Raw genomic sequence first — 17,634 nt, forward strand, 5'->3', positions numbered from 1 at the left:
TTTATTGGTGATAGGCATGTCACGAAGCCGTCATGTTTGCTGTGTAGCCTGTTGCAGTTGACGCAAGGATTGTTAATGTTGAACACCCCCAGGCGTCCTGCTTTACTTCTCACACGATAGCGACACGATAGCGATATGACAGGCAGCCCGGCATCCGTCCATGTGCTTGCGCTGGCGGGATACCTGGTTTTGCTGGGTTTCCTGGCCGCGGTGGGGCCAGTGCGGGCGCAGCCGGCCGACGGCCCCGTGCTGCAGTTCGATATCGCCGCGCAAAACCTGGGCGACGCGCTCGACCTGTACAGCCGCCGCACGGGCATCGCCGTGCTGATGGACCAGCGCTACGCGCAGCGCCAGTCGGCCGCCGTGCGCGGTGCATACGCGGCCGGAGCGGCCCTGCAAGTCTTGCTGGAGGGCACGGGCCTGCAATCGCGCCTGTCCGACGCGCAAGCCGTCATCGTGTATGCCCCGGCCGCGGCTTCAGCGCTGGCCGCAGCGGACTTGCCGCCGGCCGCCGTCGTGGCCGCCGCCGACATCCCGGGCGCCGCGCAGGGCGGCGGCGACCACCTGGCCTATGTCAGCCGTCTGCAGCACGTGCTGCTGGGGCTGCTGTGCCGCGCGGCGCAGACGCGTCCCGGCGGCTACCGGCTGGCGCTGCAGCTGTATCTGAACCGCGCCGGCGTCGTCGACCGCGTGCACCTGCTCGACAGCACGGGCTTGCGCGCGCGCGACACGGCGATTGCGCGCGTGGTGCTGGGCATGCGCGTGGGCGCCGCGCCGCTGCCGTCGATGCCGCAGCCCGTTTCCATCCTGCTGCTGCCGCAAGGGCCGGGCAGCGAAGTCGATTGCGCCCCTGGCGCGCCGGGCAGAAACGCGCCATGAGCCTGCCCGACCTGCGCACCAGGCTGAAAGGCCACCTCAGCTCGCGCTACGCCGTGCTGCGCTGGCGCCTGGAAAGGGTCGTCGGCTGCAAGCACCATGCGGCCGATGCGCTGCAGGAAACCTGGCTGCGCCTCGAAGCGATGGTGGCGCCGGGCTCGGCCGCCGCGCCCGTCCACAATCCCGACGCCTACCTGCTGCGCATGGCGGCCAATATCGCCACCGATGCCTACCGCCGCGACCGCATCATCGTCACCGAGCGCGAACGCGACGAGCTGATGCACATGGCCGATGAACCCGGCGACGACATCAGCGACCCGGCGCGCATCGTCTCGGCGCGGCTCGACGTGCAGGCGCTCGACGCGGCGCTGGCGGGCCTGTCGCCGCGCCGCCGCGCCATCCTGACGGCGGCGCGCATCGACGGCATGCTGAATGCGGACATCGCCGAGCGCTTCGGCATTTCCGTGGCGATGGTGAAGAAAGAATTGCAGGCCGCCATGCAACACTGTAAAACGTGCATGGCCGACGCCGAGGCCGTCCAGCGCAGCGATGTGTCGGGCCGCCGTAAATATTGATGAATCTCATGACTGCTCCTGACCGCGATCAACGCGCCCCTTTTAATCGTGCCGGCAGCGACGCTGCCATCGGCCAGCAAGCCGCCGCCTGGTGGGCGCGGCTGCGCTCCGATGATTTCACGCAAGCCGATGCCGACGCCTTGCGCGCCTGGTGCGCGCTCAGCCCCGACCATGCGCGCGCCTGGCGCGAACTCAGGCAAGTGTGGCAGGCGCTCGATCCCGCCTTGACCCGCGCCGCCGCCGCGCCACAACGTGAAAACGTGCTGGCGTTTCCGCTGCGCCCCGGGCGGCGCGCCTTCCTTGGCGGCGCGCTGGCGGCCGGCGTGGCCGTGCTGGCCCTGCGTCCGCCGCTGGGCGCCTGGCCGTCGCTGCAGGAATTGAATGCCGACTACCGCACGGGCACGGGCGAGCAGCGGCAGGTGGCCGTGTCGCAGCAGATGACGGTGCAGATGAATACGCAGACGCGCATCGATGTGCGGGCGCCCGAGTCCATCGAACTGCTGGGCGGCGAGGCGGAAATCCTCGCCAGCGGCGCGCGCGCCAGCCCGTCAGCGTGGTGGCGGGAGCGGGGCGCCTGCTGGCGCAGTCGGCCCGCTTCAATGTGCGCCACACGGACGACGCCGTCTGCGTCACTTGTCTGGCGGGCGCCGTGGAAGTCGTCTGGCAACAGCGGCGCGTGACCCTGGACGCGGGGCAGCAACTGGCGTACGACGAGCGGGGCGTGCAGGCCGCCACGGCCGCAGCAAAGGGCGAGGCCAGCGCCTGGCGCACGGGCGCGCTGTCGTTCGTCGGCAAGCCGCTGGCCGATGTCGTCGATGAAATCAACCGCTACCGGCCCGGTCGCGTGCTGCTGCGCAATGCCGAACTGGGCCGCCGCCTCGTGCGCATGCGCTTTTCCATCGGGCAAACCGATGGCGCGCTGGCGATGATACGCGACCTGTATGGCGCGCAAATGACCAGCTTGCCAGGCGGCATCGTCTTGCTCAGCTGATTCCGGGTTTTCCTTTGACGGGCTTATTTGAAAATATTAATAATATTTTTCAGAAAACATTATCCCTTCCGTCATCGAGCTACGTCATGGAGGCATGGACGCCTGCGCTACCGCCAGGCTCCGTTCCCTACTCTCTAGCCAGGAAACCATTGCCATGACCAAGTTTCACACTGCCCAGCGCCCCGTCCCAAACGTCGACACGGGCGCGCAGCGTAGCTCCACGCTGGGCAGCCGCTTGCGGCTCACGCCGCTCGCTTACGCGCTGACCACCATGCTGATGGCGGGCGCCTTCACCACGCCGGCCCGCGCGCAGCAGTCGTTCAGCGGCGGCTGGTTCGCGGCCAAGGGGGCGAACCAGAATACGGCGGCCAGCTCGGGCCGCCTGCCGAATGGCCAGCCGCTGCCCCTGGGCAGCCGCCCCGAGGGCCAGCAACAGCAGGCCAATCAGCAGTTGCAGCGCTCGCTCAACAACCTGAATCTGGCCGCGCGCGCCATCGCCGCGCAGCAAGCGGCCCAGGCGCAGGCGCGCCAGGCCTGCCGCCGGCGGCGCCAGCGTGCCGAACGGCCTGGCGCAAGGCGGCTTGCAGGTCGACACCAACAGCCTGACGGCCGGCTGGCTCAATGCCCAGGGTCCCGTGCAGACGGTGGCGAACGGCAAGACGGCCGTGGTAGTGCAGCAGACGGCGGACAGGGCCATCCTGAACTGGGAAACGTTTAATGTGGGCAAGGACACGACCCTGACGTTCCAGCAACAGAAGGACTGGGCCGTGCTGAACCGCGTCAACGATCCGCAAGCCCGACCCAGCCAGATCCAGGGCCAGATCAAGGCCGATGGCACGGTGCTGCTGGTCAACCGCAACGGCATCGTGTTTAGCGGCACGAGCCAGGTCGACACGCGCAGCCTGGTGGCGGCCGCGGCCCGCATCGGCGATGCGCAATTCCAGAAAAACGGCATCTACAGCGCCGGCACGGCCGGCGCCACGACTTTTACGGACGCGGGCGGCAAGGTGCAGGTGCAGGCGGGCGCGCGCCTGGGCCAGCAATGCGCCCAAGGGCAGCACGGAGGGCGGCGGTTATGTGATGCTGCTGGGCAAGGAAGTCCACAACGGGGGCGAGATCAGCACGCCCAAGGGCCAGGCCCTGCTGGCCGCCGGCGACAGTTTTACCATCAAAAAAGGCGTGGGCACGGACGGCAATCCGCTGTCGACCACGCGCGGCAGCGAAGTCACGCCGCAGTTTGCGGTCGGCGGCACGGCAGGCAAGGTCGTCAACACGGGCCTGATCCAGGCACGCGAAGGCGACGTCACCCTGGCCGGGCGCGACGTGCGCCAGGAAGGCGTGGTGCTCGCTTCCACCACGGCGGCCACGCGCGGCACCGTGCACCTGAACGCCCTGGGCAGCGACGCGGCCGTCACCGTGGGCCGCGGTGCCACGACGGCCATCGTCATCGAGGACGATGGCAAGACGACGGCGCTCGACAGCCAGCGCGACGCCATGCGCGGCCCGGCCGTGACGGGTACGGAAAACATCGTTTCCGTGAACGAACGACCGCCGCGACCAGTCGCGCATCGAGATCGGCAGCGCCGGCACGGTGGAATTCCTCGGCGACTCGCTGACCCTGGCCACGGGCGGCCAGATCGCCGTCAACGCGGCCAGCCGCAGCCTGCTGCGCGACGGCGCCCAGCTCGACGTTTCCGGCGCCGTGGGCGTGAAGGTGGCCATGGAAGCGAACAATGTCGAGATCAACGTGCAGGGCAACGAGCAGCGCGACGCGCCCGTCAACCGCGATGGCAAGGCCTTGCTCAACAGCAGTATCTGGGTCGACCGCCGCAAGCTGGTGTTCGTACCGAAGGGCACCAACGGCTACGACAGCGACCGCTGGTACACGGCCGGCGGCTTGCTGGAAGTGGCTGGCTACCTGGGCACGCAGGGCCATTCCGTCAGCGAATGGATGGCGCAGGGCGGCACGGTCAGCTTCGGCGGCAAGGATGTCGTCACGCAGCTTGGCTCCGCCATCAACCTGTCGGGCGGCACCCTCGACGTGCAGACGGGCGCGCTGCGCCAGACCTGGCTGAAGGGCGCCGATGGCAAATTATATGAGGCGGGCAGCGCGCCGGCCGACCTGGCGTATGCGGGCGTGTACAAGGGCTACGAGGAAGAACATGCGCGCTGGGGCAAGGAAGCCAGCGCGTTTTACGCCAGTCCCCTGATCGCCGCGCAAAAACGCCTGGAAAACGGCTACACGGTGGGCCGCGACGCCGGCAAGCTGGTGGTTGCGACCGGTTCTGCCGTGCTGGAAGGGGCGATTGCGGGCGAGGTCTTCCAGGGCGAGCGCCAGACGCAGGCGCCGCAGGCCCTGCTCGACGGCTACCAGCAGTCGCAGCTGGCGGCCGCGCAGCGGGGACAATTGATCGTCGGCCAGTACCAGCCCATGTTCGACAAGCGCACGGGCGTGCTGCAGCATGCATTGTCGGCCGTCATGGACGAGGTGCGCCTGACGCGCGTGCAGGACGGCATCGCCGCCGGCCTCGACGTGACAGGCGTGCTGGCGCCCGAGCGCCAGGGCAAGCTGCTGCTCGATACTGGCTTGCTCAATGAGCAACGTCTGGGCGCCATCCGCCTCGCCGCGAAAGGCGCGATCACGGTCGACAGCGCGCTGCAGGTGGCCGATGGCGGCAATATCACCCTGTATGGCAAGGACGTGGCGATCAACGCCAGCCTGCGCAGCCATGGCGGCAGCATTGCGGCCGGCAATGTGCTGAACCAGGTCGGCGCGCTGGGCATGGTCGATACGGTCGTGAACCCGGGCGGGCCAGCGGGCCAGCTGGTGCTGGCCGACGGCGTCACGCTCGACACCAGCGGCTTGCTGGCCAATGTGCTGCGCGACCCGCTGGCCGCTGCCGGTTTGCCATATATCAATGGCGGCAATGTCACGCTGCGGGCGAACGGCGACGTGCGCATCGGCAGCGGCAGCCTGATCGACGTCAGCGCGGGCGCGGCAATTCTTTCTCAGGCGAAACAGCAGGGCGGCAAGGGCGGCAACGTGACCCTGGCCAGCTATGGCGCCAAGGCCGACCTGGTGCTGGGCGAGGGCGCGCAGCTGCGCGGCCATGGCGTGACGGGCGGCGGCAAGCTCGAATTACAGGCGAACAAGATTGTCATTGGCGACATTGAAAAACCCGTCGCAGGCGCCCTGCACCTGGGCGGCGACTTTTTCGACAAGGGCTTTTCCAGCTACAGCCTGCTCGGCAAGCAGGGCTTGACGGTGGCGGACGGCACGCAAGTCGACGTGCGCATGCCCGTGCTGCGCGTGGTGGACAATGAAAAACTGGCCTTGTGGACGCCGGAGCAGGTCACGGAAAACGCGCTGAAGAGCACTTTGACGCAGCGCAAGGGTGCCAGCCTGGCCCTGCAGGTGGGCGATATCCAGTCCGGCGCGGCCGACATGGCCAGCGCCGAGTTGCTGATAGGCAAGGGCGCCGTGGTGAGCGTCGATGCGGGCCAGGCCATCAAGCTGGCCAGCGTGGGCCAGCTGACGGTGGAAGGCCGGCTGAACGCCTGGGGCGGCAAGATCAGCCTGGGCGGCGTGGGCGTCGACGTGAACGTCTCCGAAGCGGTGGAAGCGGCCGGCCATGGCCGTTCCATCTGGATAGGCGAAAACGCCGTGCTCGACGTCGCGTCGCGCGCCGTCACGGCCACGGATGCGCAGGGCCGGCGCTACGGCAAGGTGATCGATGGCGGCAGCATCGTCATCGGCGGCGAGATCGACCATGCGCAGGGCAGCACGTCGGCGGCCAGCCTGTTCGTCGTCGTGCGCGATGGCGCCGTATTGGATGCTTCCGGTGCGCACGCCGTGCTGGACGTAAACGGCGCGGCCGTCGACGTGGCCAGCGCGGGCGGCAGCATTGCGCTGGCGTCGAACAACGGCTTGTACCTCGATGGCCAGCTGCTGGCCCGGGCGGGCGGTGCGGGCGCGGCGGGCGGCAGCCTGTCCGTGGCCACGGGCACGCCCGTCTACCTGAAAACGCTGGCGACGGACAAGGTGCTGCAGGGGCGCCAGCTGGCCTTGACGCAGAGCAAGGTTGCCAGCGACCTGGCCGGCGGCGTGCATGCGCAGGACGCGGCACCGCTGCTGCAGTATGGCCATGGCCGCTACTCGGTGGAGCAAGTGGAGGCGGGCGGCTTCGGCAACCTGTCCCTGCTGGGCGCCGCCTCCTTCGATGGCGACGTGTCGCTGACGCTGCAGCAAAGCTTCCAGCTGTACGGTGCGCCCGTGCTGGCGCCAGGCAGCAAGCCCGGTGCGAAGGTCGGCATCGCGGCGCCGTACGTGCGCCTGGCCAGCGTCAAGCCGGCAGGGCGCGACTACTATGTCACGCCGGGCACGGCGGGCCAGTCGCCGGTGGCCGGCCAGGTCAGCATAGCTGGCGACCTGATCGACGTGCGCGGCATGGTCAATGTCGTCGCCGACGACGTGCGCCTGACGAGCCGCGGCGACCTGCGCTTCCTGCTGTCGCCGCTGGGATGGGATGGCAACCAGGCGACGACGGTACTGTCCACGCCGGGCGACATGACCCTCAGCGCGGCCCAGCTGTATCCGGAAACGGGCGCCGGCGCCGCCGTGCGGGCCGGTTATGGCAGCATCAATGGCAAGATCGGCTACGATCCCGCCCATGCCCTGCACATCGCGCGCACCACCGACAGCGTGCCGGCCATGCCGTATTCCGCCTTCGGCTCGCTGGAACTGGCGGCCGCGCATATCGAGCAGGGCGGCGTCGTGCGCGCGCCGCTGGGGCGCCTGGCCATCGGCGCGGCAGGCTATGACAATGACAAGAGCCTGAGCGTGAATCTGCTGTCCAACAGCATCACCTCGGTCAGCGGTGCCGGCCTGGTCATGCCGTACGGCGGCACCGTTGATGGGCAGAACTGGAACGTGGATGGCAAGTTGACCTCCCTCATGGGCGTGGGCGGCTTCAATGCGCAGGGCGCCCTGCGCCTCGGCGTGGAAATGGCCGGCGTGGCCGTGGACGTGCGGCCGGGCGCGCTGCTGGACCTGTCCGGCGGCGGCGAACTGACGGGCGCCGGTTTCATCGCCGGCCGCGGCGGCTCCACCGACGCGCGCTACCATCCGCTGGTACAGGTGGGCGCAAACGGCGGTTTTGTCCTGCCGGGTCTGGCGACGAATCCCGTGTACGCCATCGTGCCGGGCGTGCAGGCGCCGCAATCGCCTTCGGGCGGCGACAAGGCGGCATCCGATGCGGCCGTGGGCCGGCAGGTGACGATAGGCAATGGCGTGCCGGGCTTGCCAGCCGGCACCTACACCCTGATGCCATCGACCTATGCCTTGCTGCCGGGTGCCTTCCGCGTGGAACTGAACGGCCTGGCGGGGCAGGGCAGCGCCGGCACGCTGGCGCAGCAGCTGCGCAACGGTTCCTGGGCGGCGCCTGGCACACTGTCGATCGCCGGCACGGACATCCGCGCGCCGCTGGCCAGCCAGCTGATACTCACGCCGGCCAAGGTCTTGCGCTCGTACTCGCAGTACAACGAAACAGGCTATGCCGCGTTTGCCCTGGCCGATGCGCAAACGCGTGGCATTCCCCGCGCGCAGCTGCCATCCGATGCCAAGACGCTCAAGCTGACCCTGGCGCAAGGCGGCGGCCTGGACACGTTCCAGTTCAATGGCACGGGCAAGTTCGCCGCAGCCGAGGGCGGCTATGGCGGCAGCGTGGTGCTGATGCCGAACATTAACTCCGCTGGCGTGATTGAAATCCTCGCCGACGGCGCGCCGGCCACCAGCGGCGCCGGGCAGGTCAGCGTGCGCGCGTCAAGCCTGAACAATATCGGCGCGGCCCGCATCGTGGTGGGCAATTCATCGACGGTGGAGTATGGCCAGGGCGGCAATTACGTGAACTTCGGCGTCAACTCGGCGCGCGCCATCTACCTGCGCGCGGGAGCCATCCTGTCGGCGCCCGAGGTATTCCTGGTGGCCCAGGATCCTGGCAATTATGAATTGGGCGATGGTTTGATCGATATCGCCGCCGCCGCGCCGGCATCAACACTGTGGGGCGCGGCAAGGCCGCGTATGACGCCAACGACGGCTTCATCTACAAGAGCCGCCCGGATGTGCACGTGCTGGCCGCCTCGAACGGTTTGCTCAATGTGGCGCCGGTTGGCGGCGCGACGCGCGGCGGCATCCGCATCGGCGTATGCGACGACGCTTGCGGGGGCACAGGTACGGGCACAGCGGGCCTGTACTCGGAAGGCACGTTGCTGCTGTCGACCACCGGCAGCTTCCAGCTGGACGACACGGCGCGCTATGGTACGCGCAACCTGAGCCTGGCCGTGGGCGCCATCAATATTGGCTCGAACGAGGCGCTGGCGGCGGCCCAGGCCAGCGGCACGCGTTCCACCGGCCTGGCGATGAACCAGGGCTTGCTGGACCGCCTGCTGCGCGGCGATACCAGCACGGGCGCGCCGGCCCTGCAGTCGCTCATGCTGAGCGCGGCCGACAGCGTCAATTTCTATGGCGACGTGGTGCTCGATACCTATGACAAGGGCACGGGGAAATCGACCCTGGAGCGCCTGGTGCTGACCACGCCCGCCATGTATGGACAGGGCGGCGCCGATGCCGTGGCGACCATTCGCACGGCTAACCTGATCTGGGGCGGCGCCCTGTCGCCGGCCGGCAATGTGATTACGCGCGGCGCCGGCACGGGCAGCGGCACCCTGAACCTGGAAGCGGAGCGCATCGATTTCGGCTTCGGCCCGTTCACGCAGCCGGCCGGCGTCGCCTCGTTCGACCGCCTGGCGCTGGGTTTTGGCAACGTCAACCTGAAAGCGTCGGGCCAGGTCACGGCCAACCACAAGGGCAGCCTGTCCGTCTACCAGGCGCAGGGCGCCTATGAAACGGGCAAGGGCTACCAGTACAGCGGCGGCAACCTCCATATCAGCACGCCGCTGCTGACGGGCGACGCCGGTTCCGCGCACAGCTACACGGCGGGCGGCGCGCTGACGGTGGCGGCGCCGGCCGGCGCGGCGCCAGCGGCTCCCGTCAGGAATAACGCGGCGCTGGGCGCGCAGCTGGCGCTGAACGGCGACAGCGTCACCGTCGCAACGGCCGTGGTGTTGCCGAGCGGCAAGTTGACGATCAGCGCCCAGCGCGACATTACCGTGGCCGACGGCGCGCGCATCGACATGGCGGGCCGCAAGTCCACCTTCTTCGACGTGGACAAATACAGCTGGGGCGGCGACGTGACCCTGGACAGCCGCGCCGGCGATATCCGCGCAGCTGGCGGCGCCGTGATCGACCTGTCGGCCGAGCACAACCGCGCCGGCAGCCTGAAGGCCGTGGCGCTCGATGGCGCGGCCGGCATGGTGGACTTGCAGGGCAGGATCCTTGGCGGCGCCAGCGGCAGCTATGACGCGGGCGGCACCGTGGTGCCGTACAAGAAGGGCAGCGTGGACGTGCGCGCGCAGACGCTGGGCGCGGGCGGCACGCTGGACAGCCAGTTCGCGTCGCTGAACACGCGCCTGACGGAAGGCGGCGTGACGTGACGGGCGGGCGCAGCTTCCAGCTGAAACAGGGCGACTTGACCATCGTCAATGAACTCAAGGCGGGCGAGGTGCAGGTATCGCTCGACAACGGCCGCCTGACGGTGGCCGGCACAATCGACGCCAGCGGCGAGCGCGTGGGCAGCATCCGCCTGGCCGGCAAGCATGGATTAACCTTGGCCGGCAACGCCGTGCTCGACGCGCATGGCACGCTGTTGCGCGTCGACAGCTATGGCAAGATCATCGACAGCCCGAACCGGGCCACGGTGGAACTGAATGCGGGCGACGGCACATTGGACCTGGCCGGCGGCGCGCAGATCGACGTGCGCCACGGCACGGTGGCCGTGGCCGGCAAGGGCAAGGGCGAACACGACGGCGCCGCGCGCGGCACCGTGGAACTGAGCGCGCCGCGCCTGGGCAGCGGCGGCGTTCGCACGGATCTTGATGCGGCCACCTTCGGCGACATCGCCATTGCGGCCGGCGGCGGTTTGACGATACGCGGCGCGAAATCGATCGCCGTCAACGCCATGCAGCGCTATGACGACGCGGCCTACGCCACGGACGTGTCGGCCAGCGGCCGCCCCTACCAGGTGATCGACCAGGCATATCTTGACAGCAAGCACGCGGACAGCACGGCCTTCATCGACGCGGCGCTGGCCAACACGAACTTGCGCAATATCAAACTGGCGGGCTTGACCACGGCCGCGTATGCCGATGCGCTGCACTTGCGTCCCGGCGTCGATATCGTCAGCAAGACGCCGGACGGCGACCTGGTGGTGCGGGGCGACCTGGATCTCTCAAACATGCGCTACGCCAGCCTGAACCCGCGCTTTCACGCAACAAATGTGCGCGGTTCGGGCGAGGTGGGCAGCCTGCTGCTGCGCGCCGGCGGCGATTTGAGCATCTACGGCAGCATCAATGACGGCTTCGCGCCGCCGCCCGCCACCAAGGACGACGGCGGCTGGGTCTTGCTGCCGGGGCGCGACATCAATGGCAGCGACGTCATCGTGCCGGGCCAGGGCGTGACCGTGGCCGACGGCACCTTGTTCCCGGGCGGGATCGCGCTCAATTACGGCGTGCCCCTCAAGGGCTTCAATCTGCTCGCCGACACGCGCCTGCCCGTGGCCGCGACGCTGGACCAGGCCGTCACCTTGCCGGCCGGCACGGTGCTGGCGGCCGCCGTGCTCGACAGCGCCGGCAACATCGTCCATGCGGCAGGCAGCTTGCTGGCCACGGCGCAGACCTTGACAGCCGGCATGCGCCTCGACGCGGGCAGCGTGCTGGCGCAAGCGGTCAAGGTGCGCGCCATGACCTGGCCCAAGGGCGTGCCACTGCCTGGCGTGGCGGGCGAACGCTCGGTGTTCGCGCTCAATGGCAACCTGGCGCTGGCCGTGGGGGCGCTGATCCCGTCCGGCACGGACGTCAAGCTGATGCCCAATGTGGATTCAATCCAACTGCGTCCGGACGTGGCGGGCAGCCAGGGCAAGCTGTGGGCCATCGCGCCCATGCTGGCGGAAGGCTCGCAAGCATGGGGCATGCGCCTAGTGGCCGGCGCCGACCTGGAGGCGGCCGACACGCGCAGCGTGCAGGCGCACCCAAGCCACGGCACCCTGCGCCTGGCCGACAGCCATTACGGCATGTATGGCATCCTGATCCCGCCGAAGGGCGTGCAGTACTGGAGCAAGGAAGCGGGAGAGCAGGGCATCGAAGGCGTCGTGGCGGGCGAGCCGATCTCCGAGGAATTCCTCAATCAGAACGGCACCACGATTGCGCAGTTCTGTGCCGACACCCCCGGCTGGTGCGATCTGAGGGTGGCCTACGTGTGGACCAAGGCCGGCGCGGAAGAGTTTGCGGATGACAACGTGAAGGCGGGCGACCTGCTCGACCCCGTGGCGCTCAAGTGGCCGACCATTTGCGAGGACAATCCCACCTGGTGCGGCCTGCCCAACGCCACGTTCGACTACAAGGCGTCGAGCCTGCGCCACAGCGTGCTGCGCACGGGCACGGGCGACCTGGACCTGGTCAGCGGCGGCGACTTGCGCGTGGACAGCCTGTACGGCGTGTACACGGCCGGCATGTCGTCCACGGCGACGTCGGCAGGCGACCCGTTCAACCAGGCACGGGCGCGCAATGCCGACGGCAAGGTATTGAACAATCCGGACGGTGCGCACGAACATCTGGTCGACGGCGGCGCCGACAGCATTTACCGCGCATGGTATCCGGACCAGGGCGGCAATCTGCTGCTGCAGGTGGCCGGTGACTTGAGCGGCTCGCTGATCGACGCGGCTGTCGCCAGCAACCTGCGTCCCGTGAGCAAGGATGGCATGGCTGACTCGGTGGCAGTGGGCAACTGGCTGTGGCGCCAGGGCAGCGGTGGCGTGGCCACAGGCGGCGCGCCCCAGCCGACGGCGTGGTGGATCAATTTCGGCAGCTACGTGGCCCGCGATACCCTGGCCGATACGGTGCTGGGCTTTACAGGCTTCGGCACCCTGGGGCGGCAATCTGCGCGCCGACGTGGCAGGCGATGCGGGCGTGCTGGCGCCGCTGACGGGCAGCTCTTATAGTGAAAACATCAACCGACGCTCGCAGGGCTTGCTGCTGGCTGTCGGCGGCACGGGCCGCGTGCAGGCCGACGGCAGCCTGCTGCTGACGGGCGGCGGCGACCTGGACCTGCGCGTGGGCGGCGCCCTCAACCCCGCCAGCAAGCCCGGTGGCGGCCACCTGAATGGCGCGCTGGTCGACTTGCGTGGCCACGTGGAAACGTTGGCCACGCAGTTGGGCAGCGTGGCGCTGGAATACGGTACGCGCAATACGGATCACGTGCCGCTGGAAACGCGCGCCTTTGACGCCTTCCGTGCCACGCGCGCCTCGCCCCGGGGCGGCATGACCCTGGTGCCGGGCGATGCCACGTTCAACGTGGCGACGCTGGGCGACCAGGTGCTGCAGGACGTTGCCGACCCCGGCCGCGTGACCGCGTTCAATGCCACGCCGTTTACCGGCGCGGCGGGCGAGCAGGGCTTTGGCTACAGCTGGTTCAGCCTGTGGACGCCGCGCACGGCGCTCGACCTGTTCTCCGCCGGCGGCAACATGACGCCGTTGACGGCGCCGGTCGGCACGGCCACCGACCTGGCCATCGTCTATCCCTCCATCGTGCGGGCGGCTGCCGCGAATGGCAGCCTGTACTACGGCAAGACCATCGCGGATTGGGGTAGCGCGTCCGTGTATGCGGATCCTTTGGTGCTGGCGCCGTCTTCCAACGCCCAGTTGCAATGGCTGGCCAGTGATTCCATCTATGCGGGCGGCTATGCCATCAGCCAGTCCGGCGCTGCCGCCGACAGCATCGCGACGCCGTTCAAGCCTGGCTTCACGGGCTGGGATATCAAGTCTTACGTGACCAGTCCCCTGGCTAGCAATGTCTCAAGCACGGGGACGCCGGCAACGAAATGGAACTTCCCGCTGTTTGCCTTCGGCCCCAATTCCTCGGCCGGCTCCGCCAACACAGCGGCACGCAAGCGGCCCGTATCTATGCCGTCACGGGCGACCTGGTGGGCGTGAATAGCGGCCGCATCCTCGCCTTTTCCGACGCCAAGCATGCGGGCATTACCTGGTACGAGGGCGGGCAGCCCGTGTGGATGAAGGCGGGCCGCGATATCGTCGGCAGCGGCACGGCGCAGCTGGAAGCCATCAATGGCCAGGCCAGCGGCAGCGAGATGCGTTTCGCCAATATCAGTAACCTGGTCGTGCACAATAATGCGTATGACGTGTCGCTGGTGTCGGCCGGGCGCGATATCCTGAACAGCTCCTTCAACGTGGCCGGCCCCGGCACGCTCGATATCAGCGCCGGACGCAACATATTGATGCAGGACAAGGGCAGCGTCGTCAGCCTCGGTCCTGTCGTCGCCGGAGATAAACGCCCGGGCGCCAGCATCGCCATGCAGGCGGGCGTGGGCGCGGCCGGTCTCGACTACCTGCGCTTCGTCAAGCCGTATCTGGACCCGGCCAACGTGGCCCAGGCGGGCGTGCCGCTGGCCGACCAGGCTGGCAAGGTGGTGAAGTCGTATGCGACCGAATTGACGACCTGGCTGAATGAACGCTACGGCTTCAAGGGCACGGCCGCCGAGGCGCAGGCCTTTTATCTGGCCTTGCCCGAGCCGCAGCAGCGCGTGTTTGCCCGCGACGTGTATTTCGCGGAACTGAAGGCGGGCGGGCGCGAGTTCAACGATGCGGACAGCGCCCGCTACGGCAGCTTCCTGCGCAGCCGCAACGCCATCGCGGCCCTGGCGCCGGCCGCCGACGCGAATGGCAAGGCGATTGCCTATGCGGGCGACATCGTCATGTACCGCGGGCTGTACGCGGTGCGCAATGATGGCGAGCAGCGCTGGGACTATTTCCCCCGCAGCGGCTACGTGCACACGAACTTTGGCGGCGACATCCAGCTGTTGACGCCGGGCGGCAAACAGGTGTTCGGCATCGAAGGCGAGGCACCGCCGTCGACCTCGGGCATCATCACCAAGGGCGGCGGCAATATCGAGCTGTTCTCGCACGGCAGCATCCTGCTGGGCCAGAGCCGCGTCATGACGACGTTTGGCGGCGATATCCTGGGCTGGTCGTCGCAAGGCGATATCAACGCGGGCCGCGGCTCGAAGTCGACCATCGTCTACACGCCGCCCAAGCGCGTGTATGACAACTGGGGCAACGTGACCCTGTCGTCCGACGTGCCGAGCACGGGCGCCGGCATCGCCACCCTGGCGCCGATCGCCGAAGTGCCGGCCGGCGACGTCGATTTGCTGGCGCCGCTGGGCACCATCGACGCGGGCGAGGCGGGCATCCGCGTGTCGGGCAGCGTCAACCTGGCCGCGCTGACGGTGATGAACGCGGCGAACATCCAGGTCAAGGGCGAATCCAAGGGCATGCCGGCGGTGGCGTCCGTCAACGTGGCCGCCATGACCAACGCCAGCGCGGCTGCCACGCAGGCGACGGCCGCGGCCCAGGACGTGGTGCAGCGCGAGCGCGCCGCCACCCGTTCGGCGCAGCCATCCGTGTTCACGGTGCGCGTGCTGGGCTTTGGCAGCGAAGCCCCGCCCGACAGCGCGCAAGCGGCGCCGCAGGAGGGCGCGCGCACCGAGGCGGCCGACTACAAACCCGCGCAGCGCCGTGCGCGTGCTGGGCCTGGGCCCGCTGCCGGAATCGGCCACGCGCCAGCTGACGGCGCAGGAACGCAGCAGGTTGTCGCCATGATGGCCGGCATGGCGAATGTGGCCGATGCCTTGCCCTTGCGCATGGCGGGCGCTGCAGGCATGGCCAGGTTCCGGCCCGCCATCCGGCCCCGCCGGCAGGCGGCCAACGACGTGGCGCCCCTGCCGGCGCCGGGGCAGGGCGCCCGGCTGCAGGCGGTACTGGAAAGCAATTACCGGAGCCTGCACCGGCGCCTGGCGCGCCACCTCGGTTGCGCCGAGCTGGCCAGCGACAGCCTGCACGACGCCTGGCTGCGCCTGGGCGCGCTGACGGCCGGGGATGGCGCGGCGCTGGCGCACAGCCCCGTCGCCTATGTGTTCCGCGTGGCGTGCAATGCGGCCATGGACAGCCTGCGGCGCAACCGCGCCTGGCTGTATGCGGATGAGGGCGATGGAGATGGCGCCGTCAGCCTCGTCGATTTCCTGGCCGATACGGCGGCCGGGCCGGAGCGCCTGGCCGAGCTGCAGGCCGACGTGCGCCGCCTGGCGCAAGCCGTCGAGCTGCTGCCGCGGCGCCACCGGCAAGTGCTCGAAGCGCTGCGCGTGGATGAGCTGACCCGCCAGGAAGTGGCCGAGCGGCACGACATGTCCTTGCGCAATGTCGATACGGCCTTGCGCCAGGCGCTCGACCACTGCGCCCGCCACACGGGGTATGCGGCGCAGGGGGGCGTCGGCACGACCCGGCGCGGTTTGAGGCTGAACGTTCGTTCGCGTACAGACGCGTAGGAATCCGGCCGCCAGACTGCTGCTTCGGGCTTGCATGCGCCCACCCAGCCAGTCCACAGCCAGGAGGAAGCGCGACATGACAGAGATTAATCCTATCAATGCCGGCAGGCGCGGCGTGCTGATCGCCGGCGCGCTGTCGGCCACGGCCGCGGCGGTGCCCGGCGTGGCGGGAGCGGCGCAAGCGGTCAACACGGCCAGTGTTTCTCCGCCGCCGGTGTTGATGAAAGTCAATCTGGACATCAACGGCCGGCGCCACAGCCTGGAACTCGACACGCGCACCACCTTGCTCGACGCCTTGCGCGAACATTTGCACCTGACGGGGACCAAGAAAGGCTGCGACCACGGCCAGTGCGGCGCCTGCACCGTCATGCTCGACGGCCAGCGCATCAATGCCTGCCTCACTCTTGCCGTGATGCATGACGGCGCCAGGGTCACCACCATCGAGGGGCTGGGCACGCCGGAGAAACTGCATCCGATGCAGACCGCCTTCATCGCGCATGACGGTTATCAATGCGGCTATTGCACGCCGGGGCAGATCTGCTCGGCCGTCGCCGCGCTGGCAGAGATCCGCCAGGGCATCCCCAGCCACGCCAGCGCGGACTTGAATGCGGCCCCCTCGGTGACACCGGAAGAATTGCGCGAACGCATGAGCGGCAATCTGTGCCGCTGCGGCGCGTATTCCAACATCATCGACGCCATCACCGAGGTGGCGGGGAGGCCGGCATGAGAGTCTTCAGCTACCAGAAGGCCGCCACGCCGGCCGAAGCGGCGCAGGCCGCCTTGCACACGCCGGGCGCCCGCTTCATCGCGGGCGGCACGAATCTGCTCGATCTGATGAAACTGGAAATCGAAACGCCCACGCATTTGATCGACGTCAATGGCCTCGCGCTGGATACAGTGGAAACGACGAAGGACGGCGGCTTGCGCATCGGCGCCCTCGTGCGCAATACGGCCCTGGCCGCGCACGCCACCGTGCGCCGCGACTATGCCGTGCTGTCGCGCGCCTTGCTGGCCGGCGCCTCGGCGCAACTGCGCAACAAGGCGACGACGGCCGGCAACCTGCTGCAGCGCACGCGCTGTCCGTATTTCTATGACACCAACCAGGCGTGCAACAAGCGCGTGCCGGGCAGCGGCTGTTCGGCCATCGGCGGCTACAGCCGGCCGCTGGCGATTTTGGGCGGCAGCGAGGCGTGCATCGCCACGCACCCGAGCGACATGGCCGTGGCCATGCGCGTGCTCGACGCCGGCATCGACACGGTGCGGGCCGACGGCAGCACGCGCAGCATTCCCATCGCCGACTTTTACCGCTTGCCGGGCAACACGCCGCAGCTGGAAACGGCGCTGCAGCCGGGCGAATTGATCACCAGCGTGACCTTGCCCCCGCCTATCGGCGGCACGCATGTCTATCGCAAGGTGCGCGACCGCGCCTCGTACGCGTTCGCGCTGGTGTCCGTGGCGGCCATCATCTTGCCGGACGGCACGGGCCGGCTGGCCATGGGCGGCGTCGCGCCGCAGCCGTGGAGAGTGCTTGCCGCCGAGCAATCGATGCCGGATGGCGCCGCCGCCGTCAGCGAGCGCCTGCTGGCCGGCGCCAGGCCGACGGCCGACAATGCCTACAAGGTGATTCTGGCGCAGCGCACGATTGCCGCCGTGATGGCTGAAGCACCAGCGAAGAAAGGCTAGG

Annotated in this window: 13 protein-coding genes and 1 pseudogene; 13 read left to right on the top strand and 1 reads right to left on the bottom strand. The window is 68.8% G+C overall.

The genetic code is table 11. The features are described 5' to 3' along the window. The first annotated feature begins 135 nt into the window (after window positions 1-135). From ACQVLG_RS21540 to ACQVLG_RS21565, 6 genes and pseudogenes are all read left to right on the top strand, one after another. Window positions 136-879, top strand: coding sequence for an STN domain-containing protein (locus ACQVLG_RS21540; protein WP_474290928.1), 744 nt, complete (start codon window positions 136-138; stop codon window positions 877-879). Next, window positions 876-1,451, top strand: coding sequence for an RNA polymerase sigma factor (locus tag ACQVLG_RS21545; protein WP_474290929.1), 576 nt, complete (start codon window positions 876-878; stop codon window positions 1,449-1,451). The genes ACQVLG_RS21540 and ACQVLG_RS21545 overlap by 4 nt, the downstream gene beginning before the upstream one ends. A gap of 8 nt (window positions 1,452-1,459) precedes the next feature. Then, window positions 1,460-2,131, top strand: a complete 672-nt coding sequence (locus ACQVLG_RS21550; RefSeq protein WP_474290930.1) for a DUF4880 domain-containing protein — start codon at window positions 1,460-1,462, stop codon at window positions 2,129-2,131. Continuing rightward, complete coding sequence (locus tag ACQVLG_RS21555) at window positions 2,101-2,442, top strand: FecR family protein (RefSeq protein WP_474290931.1); 342 nt, start codon at window positions 2,101-2,103, stop codon at window positions 2,440-2,442. Before ACQVLG_RS21550 ends, ACQVLG_RS21555 begins: the two co-directional genes overlap by 31 nt. Before the next feature lie 154 nt (window positions 2,443-2,596). Beyond that, window positions 2,597-3,160 carry a hypothetical protein gene (locus tag ACQVLG_RS21560; protein ID WP_474290932.1) on the top strand — a complete coding sequence of 188 codons (564 nt, stop codon included), beginning with the start codon at window positions 2,597-2,599 and terminating at the stop codon, window positions 3,158-3,160. Further along, window positions 3,114-3,422: pseudogene (locus ACQVLG_RS21565) on the top strand (two-partner secretion domain-containing protein); the annotation flags it as partial. The gene ACQVLG_RS21560 and the pseudogene ACQVLG_RS21565, both read left to right, overlap by 47 nt. A gap of 93 nt (window positions 3,423-3,515) precedes the next feature. On the opposite strand, the gene ACQVLG_RS21570 reads toward ACQVLG_RS21565, so the two are convergent. Then, window positions 3,516-3,971, bottom strand: a complete 456-nt coding sequence (locus ACQVLG_RS21570; protein WP_474295895.1) for a hypothetical protein — start codon at window positions 3,969-3,971, stop codon at window positions 3,516-3,518. A 62-nt stretch (window positions 3,972-4,033) separates the two neighbouring features. On the opposite strand from ACQVLG_RS21570, the gene ACQVLG_RS21575 reads away from it, so the two are divergent. The 7 genes from ACQVLG_RS21575 to ACQVLG_RS21605 all read left to right on the top strand — a co-directional run bounded on the left by ACQVLG_RS21575 (window position 4,034) and on the right by ACQVLG_RS21605 (window position 17,633). Continuing rightward, window positions 4,034-8,773, top strand: coding sequence for a hypothetical protein (locus ACQVLG_RS21575; protein ID WP_474290933.1), 4,740 nt, complete (start codon window positions 4,034-4,036; stop codon window positions 8,771-8,773). Further along, window positions 8,707-9,993 (top strand): hypothetical protein, encoded by a 1,287-nt coding sequence (locus ACQVLG_RS21580; RefSeq protein ID WP_474290934.1) that lies wholly within the window; start codon window positions 8,707-8,709, stop codon window positions 9,991-9,993. Before ACQVLG_RS21575 ends, ACQVLG_RS21580 begins: the two co-directional genes overlap by 67 nt. Further along, entirely contained in the window at window positions 9,990-12,554 is a 2,565-nt protein-coding gene (locus tag ACQVLG_RS21585) for a translocation/assembly module TamB domain-containing protein (RefSeq protein WP_474290935.1), read from the top strand. Before ACQVLG_RS21580 ends, ACQVLG_RS21585 begins: the two co-directional genes overlap by 4 nt. Beyond that, complete coding sequence (locus tag ACQVLG_RS21590; RefSeq protein ID WP_474290936.1) at window positions 12,505-13,545, top strand: hypothetical protein; 1,041 nt, start codon at window positions 12,505-12,507, stop codon at window positions 13,543-13,545. The genes ACQVLG_RS21585 and ACQVLG_RS21590 overlap by 50 nt, the downstream gene beginning before the upstream one ends. Beyond that, window positions 13,434-15,950 (top strand): sigma-70 family RNA polymerase sigma factor, encoded by a 2,517-nt coding sequence (locus tag ACQVLG_RS21595; RefSeq protein WP_474290937.1) that lies wholly within the window; start codon window positions 13,434-13,436, stop codon window positions 15,948-15,950. The genes ACQVLG_RS21590 and ACQVLG_RS21595 overlap by 112 nt, the downstream gene beginning before the upstream one ends. A 76-nt stretch (window positions 15,951-16,026) precedes the next feature. Continuing rightward, window positions 16,027-16,677 (top strand): aldehyde dehydrogenase iron-sulfur subunit PaoA, encoded by a 651-nt coding sequence (gene paoA, locus ACQVLG_RS21600; protein ID WP_474290938.1) that lies wholly within the window; start codon window positions 16,027-16,029, stop codon window positions 16,675-16,677. Further along, window positions 16,674-17,633: an FAD binding domain-containing protein gene (locus tag ACQVLG_RS21605; RefSeq protein WP_474290939.1), complete on the top strand. Its 960-nt coding sequence runs from the start codon at window positions 16,674-16,676 to the stop codon at window positions 17,631-17,633. The genes paoA and ACQVLG_RS21605 overlap by 4 nt, the downstream gene beginning before the upstream one ends. Window position 17,634 lies beyond the last annotated feature (1 nt).

This window comes from Janthinobacterium sp. TPC_1, assembly GCF_056037845.1.